The sequence below is a fragment of the Enterococcus sp. DIV1767 genome (genome assembly GCF_050542585.1).
GTDB classification, from domain to species: domain Bacteria; phylum Bacillota; class Bacilli; order Lactobacillales; family Enterococcaceae; genus Enterococcus_D; species Enterococcus_D innesii.
Genome location: NZ_CP172936.1, coordinates 232,822 through 249,254, shown reverse-complemented (window position 1 = coordinate 249,254; position 16,433 = coordinate 232,822). Strand labels below are relative to the sequence as shown.

Here is a 16,433-nt window from a genome sequence, read left to right as displayed (position 1 = left end):
GATAACCGAAAAGCATAACTTTATTTTTCAGGTGTTTCTGGTACTTCTACTTTGCCGTCGATTACGTCTTGTTTCGCTGTTTCGATCGCTGCTTTGGCATCATCTGAAAGGAACCCTTCAGTAATGTCTACACCGCCATCTTTCAAGCCGTAAACAATGTGTTCGCCGCCAGGGAAGTTGTCTTCTAACGCACGAGTTGAGATATCTTGTACCGCTGCGCCAACACCTTTCAATGTTGAAGCCAATGTGAAGTTATCTTCTTTGCCGTCAGCAGTTGTGAAATTCCCTTCGTCTTGTTGATCGCTATCTACACCGATGACCCAAACTTTTTTGTCTTCTAGGTCTGCTTCGTTCAATTGTTCGTTGATTGCTTTTGCTTCTTGGAAGACACCTGCACCAGTACCGCCAGATGCGTGGAAGATTACGTCAATGCCGCTTTGGTACATTGAAGCTGCCAATGCTTTCCCTTTTGCAGGATCACCAAATGATGCTGCATATTGAGGATCAACTGTGATTTCTTTGCCTAATTTTTCAGCTGCGTCTTGAACACCCTTCGTGAAACCAGCTTCGAAACGGTCGATAACGACGCCTTCTTCACCACCGATGAAGCCGACTTTGTTTGTTTTGGTTGTATAAGCTGCAGCAAAACCAGCTAAGTAAGCTGCTTCATTGTCTTTAAATGTTGCTGAAACGACGTTGTCTTTGCCTTCGATCACATCATCGATGATCCCGAATTGTGTATCAGGGTTTTGGTCAGCAGCTGCTGAGATTGCGTCTTTCAATAGGTAACCAACACCAAACACTGTTTTGAAACCATTTTGCACGGCACCATTTACGTTTGTTGTGTATTCTGATGCTTCGTTTGATTGCACGTAGTCATATCCACCAGCACCGCGAGCGATCCCGTGTTCTTCTCCCCATGCTTCTAAGCCTTCCCACGCGGATTGGTTGAATGAACGGTCATCCACCCCGCCGATATCGGTAACGATTGCGACACTATGCGCTGCATCAGTCGTACCGTCTGCAGAACCTCCGCCAGTTGAATCAGTTGAACCTGAATTTCCTCCGCCACAAGCACCAAGTAAAGTCAACCCAGCTACTGCAACAATACCTAAACTAAATAATTTTGCTTTTTTCATTGCTGTAAAGCCCCCTAAAAATATAGTTTTTTTTCAACAGCCGCATCGACTGAATGAACATGGTTTATAAATCTTTGTTCGTGAAGTAATAAGGCAATAGGCCTTCTACCGTGGTTTCTTTGATGACACCATCATCGCCGACTAAGGTCACCGGCATATCTGGCGCACAAAATTCCACCATGACCTGGCGGCAAGCACCGCAAGGAGAGATCGGTTCTGGCGTATGACCCGCCACAACCAAATGTTGAAACTCTTTTTCGCCTTCAGAAACGGCTTTGAAAAAAGCGGTTCGTTCTGCGCAATTTGTTAAGCCATATGAGGCATTTTCAATGTTGATCCCTTGATATATCGTACCATTTTTGGCAACGAGACAAGCACCGACCGGAAACTTAGAGTACGGCACATACGCTTTATCTAAGGCGGAAACGGCGGTGTCGATCCACTCTTTTTTCGCTATTGTCATTGTCTTCCCCGCTCTTATTTTTATTTTTTGCTACTTGATGCTAGTCTTAGTAGCCAGCACCTGTTGAGCCAGTCACGATGGCAACACTTGCGCTTGTTCCTAAGCGGTTTGCGCCCGCTTCGACCATAGCTGCAGCTTCTGCTTCGTTGTGGATACCACCGGAAGCTTTGACACCCATTTCTGGTCCTACTGTTTCACGCATCAAGCGAACATCTTCAACGACTGCCCCACCAGTTGAAAAGCCAGTTGAGGTTTTCACGAAATCTGCACCGGCTGCTTTGGCTAATTCACAGGCTTTGACGATTTCTTCGTTGTCTAATAACGCTGTTTCAATGATTACTTTGACAAGCGCTTTGTCTTTGGCTGCTTCAACGACTGCTTCGATGTCTGCTTGAACTTTTTTGTATTGTTTTGATTTCAAGGCACCTACGTTGATTACCATATCGACTTCATCTGCGCCGTTTTTGATCGCATCTGTTGTTTCATAAGCTTTGACCTCAGATGTGTTTGCCCCTAAAGGAAAACCGATCACGGTACAAACAGCCGTTGGTTCGCCTTGTAATTTTTCTGCTGCTAATGAAACCCACGTTGGATTGATGCAGACAGAATAGAAGTGATAGGTTTTTGCCTCTTCGATGATTCGTAAAACATCTTCCTCCGTTGCGTCTGCTTTCAAAATCGTGTGGTCGATCATGCGATTCAATTCCATTTTTATTCGCTCCTTATTCTGTAATAATGTCATGGATCAATGGCGGTTCTGCGCCATCTTCCCCAATTTCAATATTTTGGTCGATCAATGCTTTGACATCCTCGATTGCTTCGGTATTGCTATAGATCGTCAATAGCGATTCTCCTTTGCTTACGGATTCGCCAACTTTCTTATGCAATTTGATGCCCACGGCATGGTCGATGTCTTCGTCTTTGGTCTTACGACCTGCCCCTAACATCATCGCCGCGATCCCTAGCTCATTGGCAACTAATTTCGTCACCACGCCGCTAGTTTTCGCTGGGACTTCCACTTCATATTTCGCTGTCAAAATCTTGCTCGGGTCATCGATCACTGTAGCGTCTCCGCCTTGGTCTGTGATCATCTGTCTGAATTTTTCTAACGCTTTGCCTGAATGCAGGGCTTCTTCCAACAGTTGGCGTGCTTCTTCCAATGAATCAGCTTTTTTCGCTAAAACGACCATTTGGCTGCCCAGTGCATAGCACATTTCTTCCAAGTCTTTCGGTCCTTTTCCTTGCAGTGTCTCAATGGCTTCCACCACTTCCAAACTGTTGCCGATCGCTTCCCCTAGAGGCTGTGACATATCAGAAATGACTGCCATCGTTTGGCGATTTGCCAATTTTCCGATGCGGACCATCGTTTGGGCTAAGCGTTTGGCATCCTCCAAGTTTTTCATAAAGGCGCCATCGCCTGTGGTTACATCTAACACGATCGCATCGGCACCTGCCGCGATTTTTTTACTCATGATCGAGCTGGCGATCAATGGGATCGAACTAACCGTTGCCGTCACATCTCGTAAGGCATACAGTTTTTTGTCTGCAGGAGCTAAATCTCCTGATTGACCGATCACGGCCACTTTGCTTTCATTGACTAATCGGATAAAGTCGGCTTCAGAAAGCTCGATTTTAAATCCAGGGATCGCTTCAAGCTTGTCTAACGTCCCACCAGTATAGCCTAAGCCGCGCCCAGACATTTTCGCAACCGGTACGCCAACACTAGCCACTAAGGGCGCTAAGATCAATGTGGTCGTATCACCAACACCGCCCGTCGAATGCTTATCGACTTTGATTCCTTCAATTGAGGATAGGTCGATCACTTCACCAGAATTTGCCATTGCTAGCGTTAAGTTCGTGATCTCTTCATCTGTCATATCTACATAAAAAATAGCCATCAACAAGGCACTCATTTGATAATCTGGAATACTTCCTTCAGTATACGCAGTTACAATGTAGTCAATTTCTTCCTTCGTCAATGACTTGCCGTCACGTTTCTTTTCAATTAAATCCACCATTCGCATCGAAATGACCCTCGCTTCCTTTAACATTATACAATAATTTTTCGTAGGGTAAACCACTTTAGTAAAACAGTTTACTAAATATCGCAAAACTATGAAAACACTTACAAGAAGAAATATACCGCATTATTTCTCGCTTGTCAATGTCTTCACGCTCTCACGAATAATTAATTTTGTATCAAAAATCTTATTTGGAATTCGCCGTGTCGGAAACTCAATGGCGTCCACTAAAAACTTCGCTGCGGTAAAACCGATCTCAAAGGTCGGCTGCATGACCGTGGTAAGCGGTGGTGTGATGTATTCCGATAATTTCAAGGCATCAAAGCCGATCACCGAGTAGTCTTCCGGTACTTTTTTGCCCGCCTCATAAATCGCTTGATAACAGCCGATCGCCATGGCATCGTTGCCGCAGAAGAACGCTGTGATCTCTTTGTACTTCAATAATTCCTTCGTTGCTTCGTACCCACCAGTAACCGTTAATTCAGCATTTTCTACATATCGGCCTTTAAAAGGGATCTGATGATCCTTTAAGGCATGGCGATAGCCATTGAACCGTTCCTCTAATTGATAGTAGCCAGTGATTTCTTTGAGCATCGCAATGTTGCGGTGACCATTTTTGATCAAATAGCTGACGGCTTGGTAGGCGCCTTCGTATTCTTTCACGATCAAACGACCATTGTCCCGTTGATTGATCCCACGATCGACTAAAATAATTGGTCGGTCATCAAAGAACCCGCTCTTCAAGGAATAATCCTCTGGCAGCAAATGCGGCGTCGCTAATAAGATGCCATCTACCGAACGATGAGACAGTTCATTCAAATATTGAACCTCTTTTTCTTGGCTGTGGCGCGAATTGCATAACACTAGCATGTAACCTAGTGGATTGAAATAACTTTCCGCCCCTTCAATGACTTTAGAGAAAAAGAAATCCGTCACATCAGGCACGATCATTCCGATCGTTTTTGAATGGCGGTTGATAAGATTCGAAGCAAAAAAATCCGGCTTATAGTGATATTTATTTACGATATCTAAGACCCGCTTTCGGGTTTCTTCACTAAAACGGCTGCCTTTATTGTTTAGGATCTGCGACACGGTCGTGACAGAGACGCCAGCCATTTCAGCAATCTGTTTAATCGTCAATTTCATCTGCTTCTCTCCTCTCTTGCCTAAAGTGTAGCAAATTTTTCTCAAAAAAAATAGCACACTTTCAACAAGTGTGCGACTTTCTTTTTCGTTGATCAAAAATGGCCCGATGATACAGACAGCTCTTTTAGCGGAGCTGCGATTGCTCCAAAGGCTGCTGACAACAGGCTTTTTGAGAAACCAACTGCCCAGTTGCTGCTAATCAGCGCTTGCCTTGGCGATGCCTTTGATCTGTTGAGAATCAAAGAGCAGCTACGCTTCTTTTACGCTTTGAATGATGTAATAGCCTTTGTCTTTTTTGATGATTTCGGCATTGCCAAAGGTCTCTTGCATTTTCTTTTGAGCACTCGGCGCCCCTTGTTTCTTTTGGATCACGATCGTTAAGGTTCCCCCTGCTTTTAGCAGCGGAAACGCCCCTGTCAAAATCTCATGGACGACTTCTTTTCCTGCCCGAATCGGTGGATTGCTGAGGATCGCCGCATAAGCAGGTTGATTTAATTGGGCATAGATATTGGATTGATGGATATCTACCTGTTCAATGCCGTTACGCTGGGCATTGCCTTTTGCCAAATCCACTGCCCGCTGATTGATATCGATCATCTCGACAGGCCGCTGACTTGCATAAGCCAACGCTAAACCAACAGGACCATAGCCACACCCAACGTCTAGCAGACTTCCTTCTGGCAGCTCCGCCCACTCAAACGCATCGATCAGCACCCGCGAGCCGTAGTCCACCGTGTCTCGGGAAAACACCCCGCTATCTGTCACAAAATGAAAGTTCTTTCCTCTTAATTCAAACGACCACTGTTCAAAATCATGGGCCGTATCAGGATTTTCTGTATAGTAATGATTACTCATGTTTATGCTCCTTTCTTCTATTTCCTCTTCACCTGTTTTTTCTACTGGCTTCTACTGGTTTTTTCCTTGTTTCTTCTATTCGAACGAGTGAACGTAGTGAAAACACCAGTAAAAAAGCCGTGCAAGATTTGCCTGCTGCTTCTTTCTAATCATACCGAAAAACAGACAGAAGTAAACGCCCAGCAAAAAAAACAACGAAAAAACAGTTTTTTGTTGTTTCTGCAAAGGAAATCATGTCTTTTTTCCAAGTTCCGCGGGTTTCTATGGTAAAATACTTTCGAACAGTGGCCTATCGCTTCTAATAGAAACCGATGATGCCGCAAAAAAGGAGCCTACTATGCAAGAAACCATGAATTTTTATCAAATTCCTCGTGAGCAATGGCAAGGGTTTTATACGAACGGCATGATGCCTTTCACTCAAGAAGAATTGGATAATATCAAAAGTTTGAACGACCGGATCTCGGTCCAAGATGTGGAAGATGTTTACGTGCCTTTATGCCATCTGATCCATCTTTATATGAAAGAGTTTGAATCATTGACCCTCAGCAAGGGACTCTTTTTACACCGCTACGTCAAAATGCCGCCTTTTATCATTGGCATCGCTGGAAGTGTCGCCGTCGGCAAAAGCACCACCGCACGGCTCGTCCAAAATTTGTTGGCCCGTTTGTTTCCCCGCAGAACCGTCCAACTGATCACCACTGACGGCTTTTTGTACCCGAACGAAGTCTTGGAGGAACGCGGCAGCTTGAATCGCAAAGGATTTCCAGAAAGTTATGACATGGAAGCCTTGATCAACTTTTTGAATGCGGTCAAGTCAGGAGAACCAGACATTCAGATCCCCGTCTACTCCCATGAAGTCTACAATATTATTCCTGATACGTATGAAACGATCAGTCAACCAGATATCTTGATCGTGGAAGGCATCAATACCCTGCAGCTGCCTGCCAACCAACAAATCTATATCAGTGACTTTTTTGATTTTTCAATTTTCGTGGACGCCCAACCAGCACTGATCGAAAAATGGTATTTGGAACGATTTGAATCATTACTAGACACTGCCTTTCAAGATCCCAGCAATTATTATTACCAATATGCGATCGGGGATCGCAAGGAAGCGATTAAAATGGCAAAAGAAGTATGGAAAAATGTGAATTTAAAGAATTTACACGAGTATATCTTGCCTACACGCAGCAGAGCCGATATAATTCTTCATAAAACAAAGCACCATTTGATCGATGAAGTGTTCTTGCGCAAGTATTGACCGCTTCATTTTTATCATTATGCTGTTGAAAAGGCCCAGCCTTTTTTCAATAAAAACTAAAAGAATTGAGGTAATTTATTGTGACAAACGTTGACACTTTGCCAAACGTCGAAAAAATTATCGTACTTGATTACGGTAGTCAGTACAACCAGCTGATTACACGCCGTATTCGTGAGTTCGGTGTTTTCTCAGAATTATTGAGCCACCGCATTACCGCTGAAGAAGTAAAAGCGATGAACCCAAAAGGGATCATCTTATCTGGCGGACCAAACAGCGTCTACGACGAGAACTCTTTCGGCATCGACGAGAAAATTTTTGATTTAGGCATCCCAGTTTTAGGGATCTGTTACGGCATGCAGTTGATTATTTATAAATTAGGCGGAACAGTTGAACCAGCCAAAAACCGTGAATACGGCAAAGCAGAATTGGAAGTAACTTCTGATGCAGCGGCCCTTTTCCAAAACACGCCCGCAACCCAAACCGTGTGGATGAGCCACGGGGATTTGGTCACTCAAGCACCTGCAGGCTTTGACGTTGTGGCGACGAGCAAAGATTGCCCGATTGCTTCTATCCAAGATGCCGAGCGCAAAATGTACGGTATCCAATTCCACGCAGAAGTTCGCCATTCAGAATACGGCAACGACTTATTGCGTCACTTTGCCATTGACGTTTGTCAATGTACAGGTGATTGGACAATGGACAACTTCATCGATATGGAAATCGCAAAAATCCGCGAACAAGTGGGCGACAAAAAAGTCTTGCTTGGTCTTTCCGGCGGGGTCGATTCTTCTGTCGTTGGTGTTCTTTTACAAAAAGCGATTGGCGATCAACTGACTTGTATTTTTGTTGACCACGGCCTCTTGCGTAAAGGCGAAGCCGAGCAAGTAATGGAAAGCTTAGGCGGCAAATTCGGCTTGAACATCATCAAAGTTGATGCCAGAGAACGTTTCCTATCAAAACTTGCTGGGGTATCTGATCCTGAAGAAAAACGCAAGATCATCGGGAATGAATTCGTGTACGTCTTCGATGATGAAGCAACCAAACTAGCTGGCGAAGAAGGCGTTTCTTTCCTTGCCCAAGGAACCCTTTATACCGACGTCATCGAATCAGGAACCGAAACTGCTCAAACCATCAAATCACACCACAATGTGGGTGGTTTACCTGAAGACATGCAATTCAAATTGATCGAACCATTGAACACCTTGTTCAAAGACGAAGTCCGTGAATTAGGGACTCAACTTGGCATGCCAGACAGCATCGTATGGCGCCAACCATTCCCTGGACCAGGTCTAGGCATTCGTGTCCTTGGCGAATTGACAGAAGAAAAACTGACGATCGTCCGCGACTCGGACGCAATCTTGCGGGAAGAAATCGCAAATGCCGGCTTAGACCGCGACATTTGGCAATACTTTACCGTCTTACCAGGCATCCGCTCCGTCGGTGTCATGGGTGATGGCCGGACCTACGATTATACCGTCGGCATCCGTGCAGTCACTTCTATCGATGGCATGACCGCTGACTTTGCCCGCATCCCATGGGAAGTCCTACAAAAAATCAGCGTCCGCATCGTCAACGAAGTCGCACACGTCAACCGGATCGTGTACGATATTACGAGCAAACCACCTGCTACTGTGGAGTGGGAATAGTATAGATTAAAAGCCTAGAAGCTGATTATTCAGCATTTCTAGGCTTTTAATTTTGATTCGGTAACCCTTTTGGTAACTATTCGATATTCATCTTATTTCAAGCCCTCGTTTAATGTGGTCATATTCTGGCAATGTTAATGAAGATACCAAGCTTACTTTTTCTAATTCATCAAAATGAAAAAAACAGATAAATTCTCCAATACATTCAATTTTTTGATTACATACGGTAGCAACCCTGTTCCAATTTTCACTTGCAGTTGCTATGGGATCAGGAATGATTAGTATTTTGTCATGATAATAAAAATCAAATGGTGGTTTAATTCTCTCAAATAGCAAGTGATCTTTATTTATATTCTCCTTTCTAGACAATTCCATTGTAGAAATATCCAGAAAACCAACTGATAGTTTTTTGCTAAAAACTAAATTGTCATTCATCTTTATCATTCACACTTTCATTGCTATTCTTTTTTCTCTCTAAAAATTTTTTCATCTTTTCATTTTGGTACGCTTCAAACTCTGCAACTAAATCCATTTTTTCAAGGAATCGATCTTGAATAGCCAAACGTGATTCTCTGAAATCTCTCCAGTCATCTTCAAGGTCACGTTTTTCCAGAAATTCCGAAAAACTATTGTTGTAAACGAAACTTCGAGAAGGATAATGCTCTCGGCGACCAAATTTTGGAAGCTCAATCCCACCTTCATTTTGTAGCTGTTGCAACGTTTCAAAATAAGCAGCGGCAAGTGCTTCATAAACATTATTTGCGTCTGCATATACGCTTATATGCAAATCCTTAACTCCTAGCTCTTCTTTATCAAGAAATCTTTCTAAGCTGATACTTACTTGGTTGGCTCTCATTTGTTATGCTCCTTTATCTTGTTTATTTTCTCCTTTTCTAATGTTAGGATTTACCCTTAACTAATTGCTTCAAGAAAAAGTCTTCTTAATTTATCACCTATTTTTTTTATACACTTGATTCCCATTCCAATTTATCAGACTGTCTTTAGCAGTTTCGATTTTAATTATACCACTTAATTTATCAGCAACGTCCCTATCAACTGTAGGGTAAAGATGTGAATATGTGCCGAGCGTGATCTGAATATCGGAATGACCTAATCGCTTTTGAACGGCTAAGGGATTAGCTCCAGCATTTATTAATAAGGACGCGTGAGAATGACGTAATCCTTTGGGAGGAATCTCAGGAATTCCTGAAAGACGTGCATGCCTTTTTATAATTCTTCCAATAGTAGACTTACCTATTGGTTCTCCAGTATATGAAATTACAAAATCGAAATTACCATACTTTTTTTGCCTTAATTTCCATGCTTTTAATACAGAAATAGTATCATCATCAATAGAAATGATTCTTCGACCTGCTTCTGTTTTCATTTTTGTTTTTCTTGTCCAGACTTTCCCATTGGTGAAGTCCAAATTGTTCCAAATCTTAATTTGTTGATTATCAAAATCAATATTATCTTCCCAATATAAAGCAGTTGCTTCATTGACCCGCATTCCCGTCATAAAATATAGCCATACAATGACAAAACCCATGTGCTCATAAAAATCTTCAATATTGAACGTTTGTATGCACTTTTGAAATTGATCTTTCGTCCAAAACTGTGTTTCAGGCTTTTGCTTGGATATACCTCCAACAATCTCAACCAAATTTTCCTTTAACAAGCCATGTTTTTTTGCATGTTTCAAAACTTTTGAAAACATACCAAATTTTAGACGAGCGTAATTTTGAGAGTGTTTTTCTAAGAGAAAATTTTTATAATCTAATATATCCAATGTAGTTATGTTCCTAGGTTTTTTCATTCCAAACTTATCTTTTATTTCAATAAAAACTCCTGATCGGCTTTTCCAAGTTGAAGCTTCTACATTATTTTTATACTCAGGTATATAATACTTGTCTAAAAATTCAGAAACGGTCATTTGAGCATCAGACAGTGCCCCTAAATCATGTTTCTTTTTGAGCGCTGTTGTTCTTGCTTCATTTGCTTCTCTGGCGGTAGGAAAACCTCTACGGTGTTCATGAATGGCTTTACCTGTTACTCTATCTGTCCCTAGCTTAACTCTGTAACCATATCTTTTGGTGGACATATCTTGATATACGCCTACATATTTAGTCTTCCTTGGTTTTTCATATGACATCTTTATCGCCTACATTTAAACTATCGAAAGATACACCAATTATTGCCTCAACTTTTTCCCTAGGAACCACGCCCAACCGCCTATTTAGATAAATAGTCAAACCTTCATTAACAAGTTGAACTTTCGCCTCACGAATTATATTTTGAGAAGTTGCCTTTGGGTAACCTAACGCAATAAGGTCATCTTTATTTATAGTTTTTAAATTCATTGAATCATTCCTCTTCTAAGTATCGTATAGCATCTTGATATTTCTTCATTCGTTTAAAGTCTCTCAATCCTAATGGTTTCGTTAACTTCTTTTTTATTCTATCCATATCACTATTATGTTTGAGGTCAGCTAGCTTAACCATCCTAGCCCATTTATTAGCTTTTACTCTTTCTAAATAAAATTGATAAGGTTCATATTTTTCTTTTGTTAAAGCTTTTACGGCCTTCACTATTTCGTCAGAAAATATTTCTTTCAAATTTTCTTCAGTTACCTGTGTATCTTCAAGAACATCGTGCAAGTATGCTACTGCTAAAATTTCATCTTTTTCCGTTACCAATTTTGTGAATTTTCCAACCATAACAATATGCTCTGCATAATCTATCCCAGCTTTATCAACCTGTCCTTCATGTGCATCCAATGCCAGTTTTAATGCTCTACTAGCCCTAGTATTTGCTTTAGCTAGCAATACCATTCTATTCGTATCAACTCTATTCTTACTTAATGTATTAATAGATTTATTATTTCTCTCTACCAAAACATCGTACATTAATTCTTGTGCACCTTGTTTTTTACCAACAATAAAACCAATATATTTTTTATCGTTATAAAGTAATTCTACATAGTCTCCTATACTAAAAATCGGTTCCTGCATTTTAATATCCCCCTCCTTAATAATTATCTTCGCTAGACAACTCAATTACTCTCTGCTCTATCATTGATTTATCGGCTTCTGTAAATTTCTCTTTTCCTTCCTGAACTAATTCATTAAGGTAAACTTTCGCTAATTCTATTCCATGAACATTTTCCAAAGTTTGATAAACCATTGCTAAGGACTTTGAAGTAGATTTTTCAAGCCAGCTCTTTTTTTTTATTAAAGTTAGCTTTTCCCTCTTGATTCTGAGTGGAATTTTATCTGCCTGACAAATAAAATTATCCCACCACTTCATATTAGGCAAACGAGATTTATTGTGAATTTCTATTTTTTTACTCTGTGTCTTGAAACTGTAGTGTGCTGCTAAAATCCCTCGAATAACATACCCTAATGGCTTCCCCTCACCTATCAGCACAGCAACTTGTTGAGCTTTTTTATCAGTCAATTCTAACTCCCAACGAATCCATTTTCCTATGATGATTTCATCCGCATTGACTAATCGTTCGTTTGCTTTATCATAAATTCTAAGAATTTGAGGAGCTGATCCTATATAAATAGTAAAACCTGTGAGAACACCATCCGATATTCTTCCACTATTTATCTCAACAAATTTATGAGCTTTAGTTGATAGCTGTCCTCGTTTAATATAGTCTTGAATCGTTTTGACACTTGGCGATAAATCATCAAATATATCTAACGCTAAATCAATTCTAGTGATTTTTCCATTTAACTCAATGATTGTTTTTAAAAATTTTTGCCACTGCCATCCTTCACCTTTGTTCATGTATTCCTCATATTGTCTACAAGCTTGCCCTGACAGATTTATCAGGGCATTAGAATGAGTTGTTGAAAAATGTACCTCAATATTGGCGAAGCAAACTTTTTTATGATAATTCGGAAACGGACTGCCTAAGTTTTCAGAACTAAAATGATAGATTGATATACCTAATAGTTGGGCAACCTTAGGCAAATCATAATCAGGCATTGAAAATCGAAAAAAATCTATTAGGCATTCATTACTTTGCCTTTTCATCAATACTATCACCAACTACAAAACTTTTGGCAATTACTTTAAGCTCTGAATAAGCCCATGTTGAAGCCATTGGACTTCCTTGTTTCACGAAAACTTTTTTTTCGATTTTCTTTGGGACCACCATAAGACTGTCGAAATGAAGCGGGATAAATTCATCTGCTTCAAATTTTTCTAATTGCGGAAGTGATAATTCATTAGATTGATCTACAGCTATAAAGCCATTATTGTTTGCATATTTTTCTACAACGATAGTGATTGGAGAACCGATTTCCGTACCACCATTATTAACCACTAGTTCGATGAAATTTCGATCGTAAATTTTAAATGTCAGGTTGTACAACCCAGTCTCTACTAATTCACCAACAGAATTGCGTATTTTTTCAGCTTTGATAGTAATATCTTCCTTCAAGGTCACCATTGCTTTCGGAACATTAAATTGATTAATATCGAAATAAAAGTTCGATAGTTCAACCGCTTCTGAATCGTTTAAAGCTTGTAATTTTGATTGTTTTAAAATTAATTTTGACATAGATAGTTCCTTCTCTCATTTTCGTTATTTTATAATCCCGAACTCTCGGGATTTCAAAAGTGGCCTCCCGCATACTCGCACAAGACATTCAGAAAAACCGTTTGAGTTTAATTCCCCTGTGTTACTAACAGGGTTGCTCCGCTATTTTTGTTATTCGTTATTTATTCGCTTTCGCAATTGCTCAAGCTCAACTCAACGAGCGTCCTACCGTTCCACTGGTCGCTCTGCTCAGTCTTTCCAAGACTGCCTAGAACACTCGTTGAGTTTCTTAATCAATTACCTAACAATACACATATTTCCTAATAAAAGTTCTCGGGTTTTACCCGAACCCATGAGCTGAATCAGCTCAACCATCTAATCACTCGCCGTTAGGCAGGAAAACAATGGGCATTGTTTTCAGTGCTTTAGTGTGTAAGCTTATCGCAGTCAAGCGTAAATCAGCATAAAGAAAATATTTATATGATTTACGCTTGACTGCTACTATATTTTTCATCACTACCAATATACAATTTTAGCTCTTCGATAAAGTCAAATTCATCTGGACTCATATAAGGCGCTTCATAATATTGTGCTGATTCCTTACCTGATCCTTGCATATAGAGCAATCCTGAGCCCTTTACATCAATAGGAGGGATAGTTTCAGGCATGGCAGAACCAAATACCATTCTATAGCCTTCATGAGAATTAGCACCTAAGGCTATACGTAATCCAAGATTATCCCGTAATTCCGTGCTTAAATTGGAAGCGTTTATCTGTTGACCTGCTATAAGGACAAAAGTACCTGCTTGTCTGCCAAGCAAAATTAATTGTTTGATTCCATCCATTACCTCGTTAACCACTTCCTTAGATCGCTTATCTGTAGCAGTTGCAACAAATGCCCCCATCTCATCGAAAATTACCCAAATCTGTTTCATATCATGATCTATAAAGTTAGAACCATATTTAAAGTTGGCAGGATCATTCATATATTCATACCTCTTTTGCATTTCTTCTACAGCGCTTCTTATAACACGAGCGATATTATTAGGAGTAGTTGCAACTTTTTCGGTGCCTAAATAAACTGAGAGGCTTCCCAGGTCTGAATTTTTTGGATCACAAATGAAAACTTCGCTGTTTTTTCTGGATTTTTTACTTCTTTTTCTGAAAATTTCTAAAATTAAAAAGCTTATGAAAACACTTTTTCCACTACCTGTACCACCTGCTACAAGAATATGAGGTGTCTTGATTGGATCATAAACTACTCCATAACCTAAATCGATTTTATGACTATCATTGTAAGTAGTTTCACCTGTTGAAATTAAATGCAAACGTGTTGGTTTGACTGTCTGGAAATGATATTCGACAATACCTGAACGAATGATTTTCTCAGTTATCGGTAGATTAAGAAGGGCTGACAGCTCAGTATCCAGAGTTTCTAATTTACTGGAAAATCGATCTCCATTCTTTATCCCATAAATGATAATTTCATTCTCTTTTTCCTCATAGGAAAATCCAGCTGATTCCATTGTTCCACCCTTCTCAGAGTATAGATTATTTGAAAGGAGAAAATCCAACAGCATTAAGTCGTAATCAAACGTTCTTTGAAACCAATGTCGCATTTTCTTAATCCATCCATGTTGTTTTATCGCCATAGCAAAGCTCAAAACCCACAATATTAAAATAGCTATCGAGTTACTTAATGTAAGTGAGAAGAACAATGTAATAACTATTAAAAAGAAGATTGCTATACGTACTTTTTTTAATAATTCTGGATAATTCAGGAAAGCATTTTTATTCTCTAATGATACAACCGATCGAAAACCTTTTATTTTTCTGAAAATCTCAATTGTAATATTCAACATGTTTTACCTACATTCTTTTAAAAAATGCTATCAAAGCTGCAAATCTTAGTTTTACCTCGAAGTACAATGAAACAAAGAGTATTAAAGCACCTAGGATTAGCAGTGGCATTTGAAGGGACTCTACAACAATTGATATTAGTAAAAGTACAATTCCTAGAATGAACAGAAGGTTAGCCTTAAATTTATCACTCATTTAATTCACCTTTTCTAATTATTAATGCATTTGAAATTATCTCTGGTAGATTTGCGACTAGCAATATCAGTGACAACATTAACATAGCCTCCAATCCCTCTATGACATTAAAAGATTGGATAGTCCACGTAACATTTCCACTCAGTGAAGCAAAGGATGCTATTAAAAGTAACAGCACCCACGTTGAATTTCTATAAAAGTTTTTCATTTTTTTCCTTCCCTTCTATTTGACTTGATATCATGTATACCAAGATTGATAACAACCCAATAGGGATAATAGTATCAAAGTGATAATAGGTATCTAGTATCTTTTCTTTGCCACCAGTATCCGGCATGATATATCCCGTATAGTAGCTAAATCCTGACACTCCCACGATAAAAACTAGCAATATGATGGTCATCCACTTCCAAATATGTTTTTTCATTTTTCTTCCCCCACAAATTTAATCAACATCATTTTTTTTATGATTTGAATAGTAAAATGATTTATTGCGGTATCCATGATAATCTTCTTTTTTCATCAAATCGAGTCTTGACTCATCAGTCTTACGATGTCTTTGACGATGGGCAATCAGTATATTTTCTGCCATCCTCTTCAAAAAGGTATACTGGCACTTTTCAAATGGCAAAGTAGCTTGCAATAAAAGTAAACTAGCCTCGTCTAATACAAAGGCTATTGAGTAGCCAGTATAGAAACGTTGTAATCGTTTAGCAGTTTTAATATCTCTAGGAATATCAATTTCTTCTTCTTTACATAGTTCGATGAATGTTTTCATTATAGTTCCTACTTTCTTTAGCGATTATTTTTTAAATTAACATTTTTTAATTGATTTTATGGGTGAGCCCCTGCAAGAAGTTGTATACATAATCAATCTTATTGTACTTCTAAAACAGTCGATGAATTTACGATATCAAGCTCAAGGAAGTCCAACACAGATAACAACTCATATGGGAAATCTTTTGAATAATCATTAAAAAGTTCCTGTAGTCGAGTAACTTCAATCGAAATAACTTTAATCTCTCTACCATCTTGTGTTTCAAATGCCATTGCCTCCACCTTCCTCTAATTCTTCTTCAATGATTTGCTTAATGAACTTGTAATCCTTCATACTCTACACTCCTCCAATTATATAAGGCGATTTTCATCCGCTTTTTAAGTATATATTTCTATATATTTTAAAAATAAGATGTTTTTTACTACGACACAATATTATCATATATAACCTTGCGATTCAAACCTTTTTATTATATTAGTCATTTTATTATGTATATATAGTTATATATACTTTAAGAT

19 protein-coding genes are annotated in these 16,433 nt (G+C 39.4%); 2 read left to right on the top strand and 17 right to left on the bottom strand.

Annotated elements, in window-relative coordinates; genetic code table 11:
* Nucleotides 1-20: 20 nt before the first annotated feature.
* The 6 genes from IGI78_RS01195 to IGI78_RS01170 form a co-directional block, all read right to left on the bottom strand.
* Entirely contained in the window at nt 21-1,139 is a 1,119-nt protein-coding gene (locus IGI78_RS01195) for a BMP family lipoprotein (RefSeq protein WP_194194971.1), read from the bottom strand.
* A 64-nt stretch (nt 1,140-1,203) separates the two neighbouring features.
* Nucleotides 1,204-1,602, bottom strand: a complete 399-nt coding sequence (locus IGI78_RS01190; protein ID WP_005226837.1) for a cytidine deaminase — start codon at nt 1,600-1,602, stop codon at nt 1,204-1,206.
* Between the two features lie 46 nt (nt 1,603-1,648).
* A complete protein-coding gene (gene deoC, locus IGI78_RS01185; protein WP_005226835.1) occupies nt 1,649-2,311 on the bottom strand; it encodes a deoxyribose-phosphate aldolase in 663 nt (220 codons plus the stop codon).
* Nucleotides 2,312-2,324: 13 nt separating this feature from the next.
* Nucleotides 2,325-3,626: a pyrimidine-nucleoside phosphorylase gene (locus IGI78_RS01180; RefSeq protein ID WP_005226834.1), complete on the bottom strand. Its 1,302-nt coding sequence runs from the start codon at nt 3,624-3,626 to the stop codon at nt 2,325-2,327.
* 123 nt (nt 3,627-3,749) lie between these two features.
* The gene (locus tag IGI78_RS01175; protein WP_005226832.1) at nt 3,750-4,769 is read right to left on the bottom strand and encodes a LacI family DNA-binding transcriptional regulator; all 1,020 of its coding nucleotides are present in this window, start codon (nt 4,767-4,769) and stop codon (nt 3,750-3,752) included.
* Nucleotides 4,770-5,018: 249 nt separating this feature from the next.
* Nucleotides 5,019-5,624 (bottom strand): class I SAM-dependent methyltransferase, encoded by a 606-nt coding sequence (locus tag IGI78_RS01170; protein WP_140965163.1) that lies wholly within the window; start codon nt 5,622-5,624, stop codon nt 5,019-5,021.
* Between the two features lie 337 nt (nt 5,625-5,961).
* On the opposite strand from IGI78_RS01170, the gene coaA reads away from it, so the two are divergent.
* Together coaA and guaA are read left to right on the top strand one after the other, a co-directional pair.
* Nucleotides 5,962-6,885 (top strand): type I pantothenate kinase, encoded by a 924-nt coding sequence (gene coaA, locus IGI78_RS01165; protein WP_005226828.1) that lies wholly within the window; start codon nt 5,962-5,964, stop codon nt 6,883-6,885.
* Nucleotides 6,886-6,965: 80 nt separating this feature from the next.
* The gene (gene guaA, locus IGI78_RS01160; protein WP_195265493.1) at nt 6,966-8,531 is read left to right on the top strand and encodes a glutamine-hydrolyzing GMP synthase; all 1,566 of its coding nucleotides are present in this window, start codon (nt 6,966-6,968) and stop codon (nt 8,529-8,531) included.
* Between the two features lie 87 nt (nt 8,532-8,618).
* Here guaA and IGI78_RS01155 read toward each other — a convergent pair whose 3' ends face one another.
* The 11 genes from IGI78_RS01155 to IGI78_RS01105 all read right to left on the bottom strand — a co-directional run bounded on the left by IGI78_RS01155 (nt 8,619) and on the right by IGI78_RS01105 (nt 16,187).
* The gene (locus tag IGI78_RS01155; protein ID WP_430618214.1) at nt 8,619-8,966 is read right to left on the bottom strand and encodes a hypothetical protein; all 348 of its coding nucleotides are present in this window, start codon (nt 8,964-8,966) and stop codon (nt 8,619-8,621) included.
* Complete coding sequence (locus IGI78_RS01150) at nt 8,959-9,387, bottom strand: hypothetical protein (RefSeq protein ID WP_349706772.1); 429 nt, start codon at nt 9,385-9,387, stop codon at nt 8,959-8,961. Before IGI78_RS01150 ends, IGI78_RS01155 begins: the two co-directional genes overlap by 8 nt.
* Nucleotides 9,388-9,480: 93 nt before the next feature.
* Entirely contained in the window at nt 9,481-10,683 is a 1,203-nt protein-coding gene (locus IGI78_RS01145; protein WP_430618211.1) for a tyrosine-type recombinase/integrase, read from the bottom strand.
* Nucleotides 10,673-10,891, bottom strand: coding sequence for a DUF3173 family protein (locus IGI78_RS01140; protein ID WP_349706774.1), 219 nt, complete (start codon nt 10,889-10,891; stop codon nt 10,673-10,675). The genes IGI78_RS01145 and IGI78_RS01140 overlap by 11 nt, the downstream gene beginning before the upstream one ends.
* A gap of 4 nt (nt 10,892-10,895) precedes the next feature.
* Nucleotides 10,896-11,363: an HD domain-containing protein gene (locus tag IGI78_RS01135; protein WP_430618574.1), complete on the bottom strand. Its 468-nt coding sequence runs from the start codon at nt 11,361-11,363 to the stop codon at nt 10,896-10,898.
* A 196-nt stretch (nt 11,364-11,559) separates the two neighbouring features.
* A complete protein-coding gene (locus tag IGI78_RS01130; RefSeq protein ID WP_430618209.1) occupies nt 11,560-12,576 on the bottom strand; it encodes a replication initiation factor domain-containing protein in 1,017 nt (338 codons plus the stop codon).
* On the bottom strand, nt 12,560-13,105 hold the full coding sequence (locus tag IGI78_RS01125) for a hypothetical protein (protein WP_430618208.1): 546 nt from the start codon (nt 13,103-13,105) through the stop codon (nt 12,560-12,562). The genes IGI78_RS01130 and IGI78_RS01125 overlap by 17 nt, the downstream gene beginning before the upstream one ends.
* A gap of 464 nt (nt 13,106-13,569) precedes the next feature.
* Nucleotides 13,570-14,946: an FtsK/SpoIIIE domain-containing protein gene (locus IGI78_RS01120; RefSeq protein WP_430618206.1), complete on the bottom strand. Its 1,377-nt coding sequence runs from the start codon at nt 14,944-14,946 to the stop codon at nt 13,570-13,572.
* A gap of 384 nt (nt 14,947-15,330) precedes the next feature.
* Entirely contained in the window at nt 15,331-15,564 is a 234-nt protein-coding gene (locus IGI78_RS01115) for a hypothetical protein (RefSeq protein ID WP_430618204.1), read from the bottom strand.
* Nucleotides 15,565-15,582: 18 nt separating this feature from the next.
* Nucleotides 15,583-15,915: a hypothetical protein gene (locus IGI78_RS01110; RefSeq protein WP_430618203.1), complete on the bottom strand. Its 333-nt coding sequence runs from the start codon at nt 15,913-15,915 to the stop codon at nt 15,583-15,585.
* A gap of 98 nt (nt 15,916-16,013) precedes the next feature.
* Nucleotides 16,014-16,187: a hypothetical protein gene (locus tag IGI78_RS01105; protein ID WP_430618202.1), complete on the bottom strand. Its 174-nt coding sequence runs from the start codon at nt 16,185-16,187 to the stop codon at nt 16,014-16,016.
* Nucleotides 16,188-16,433: the final 246 nt, after the last annotated feature.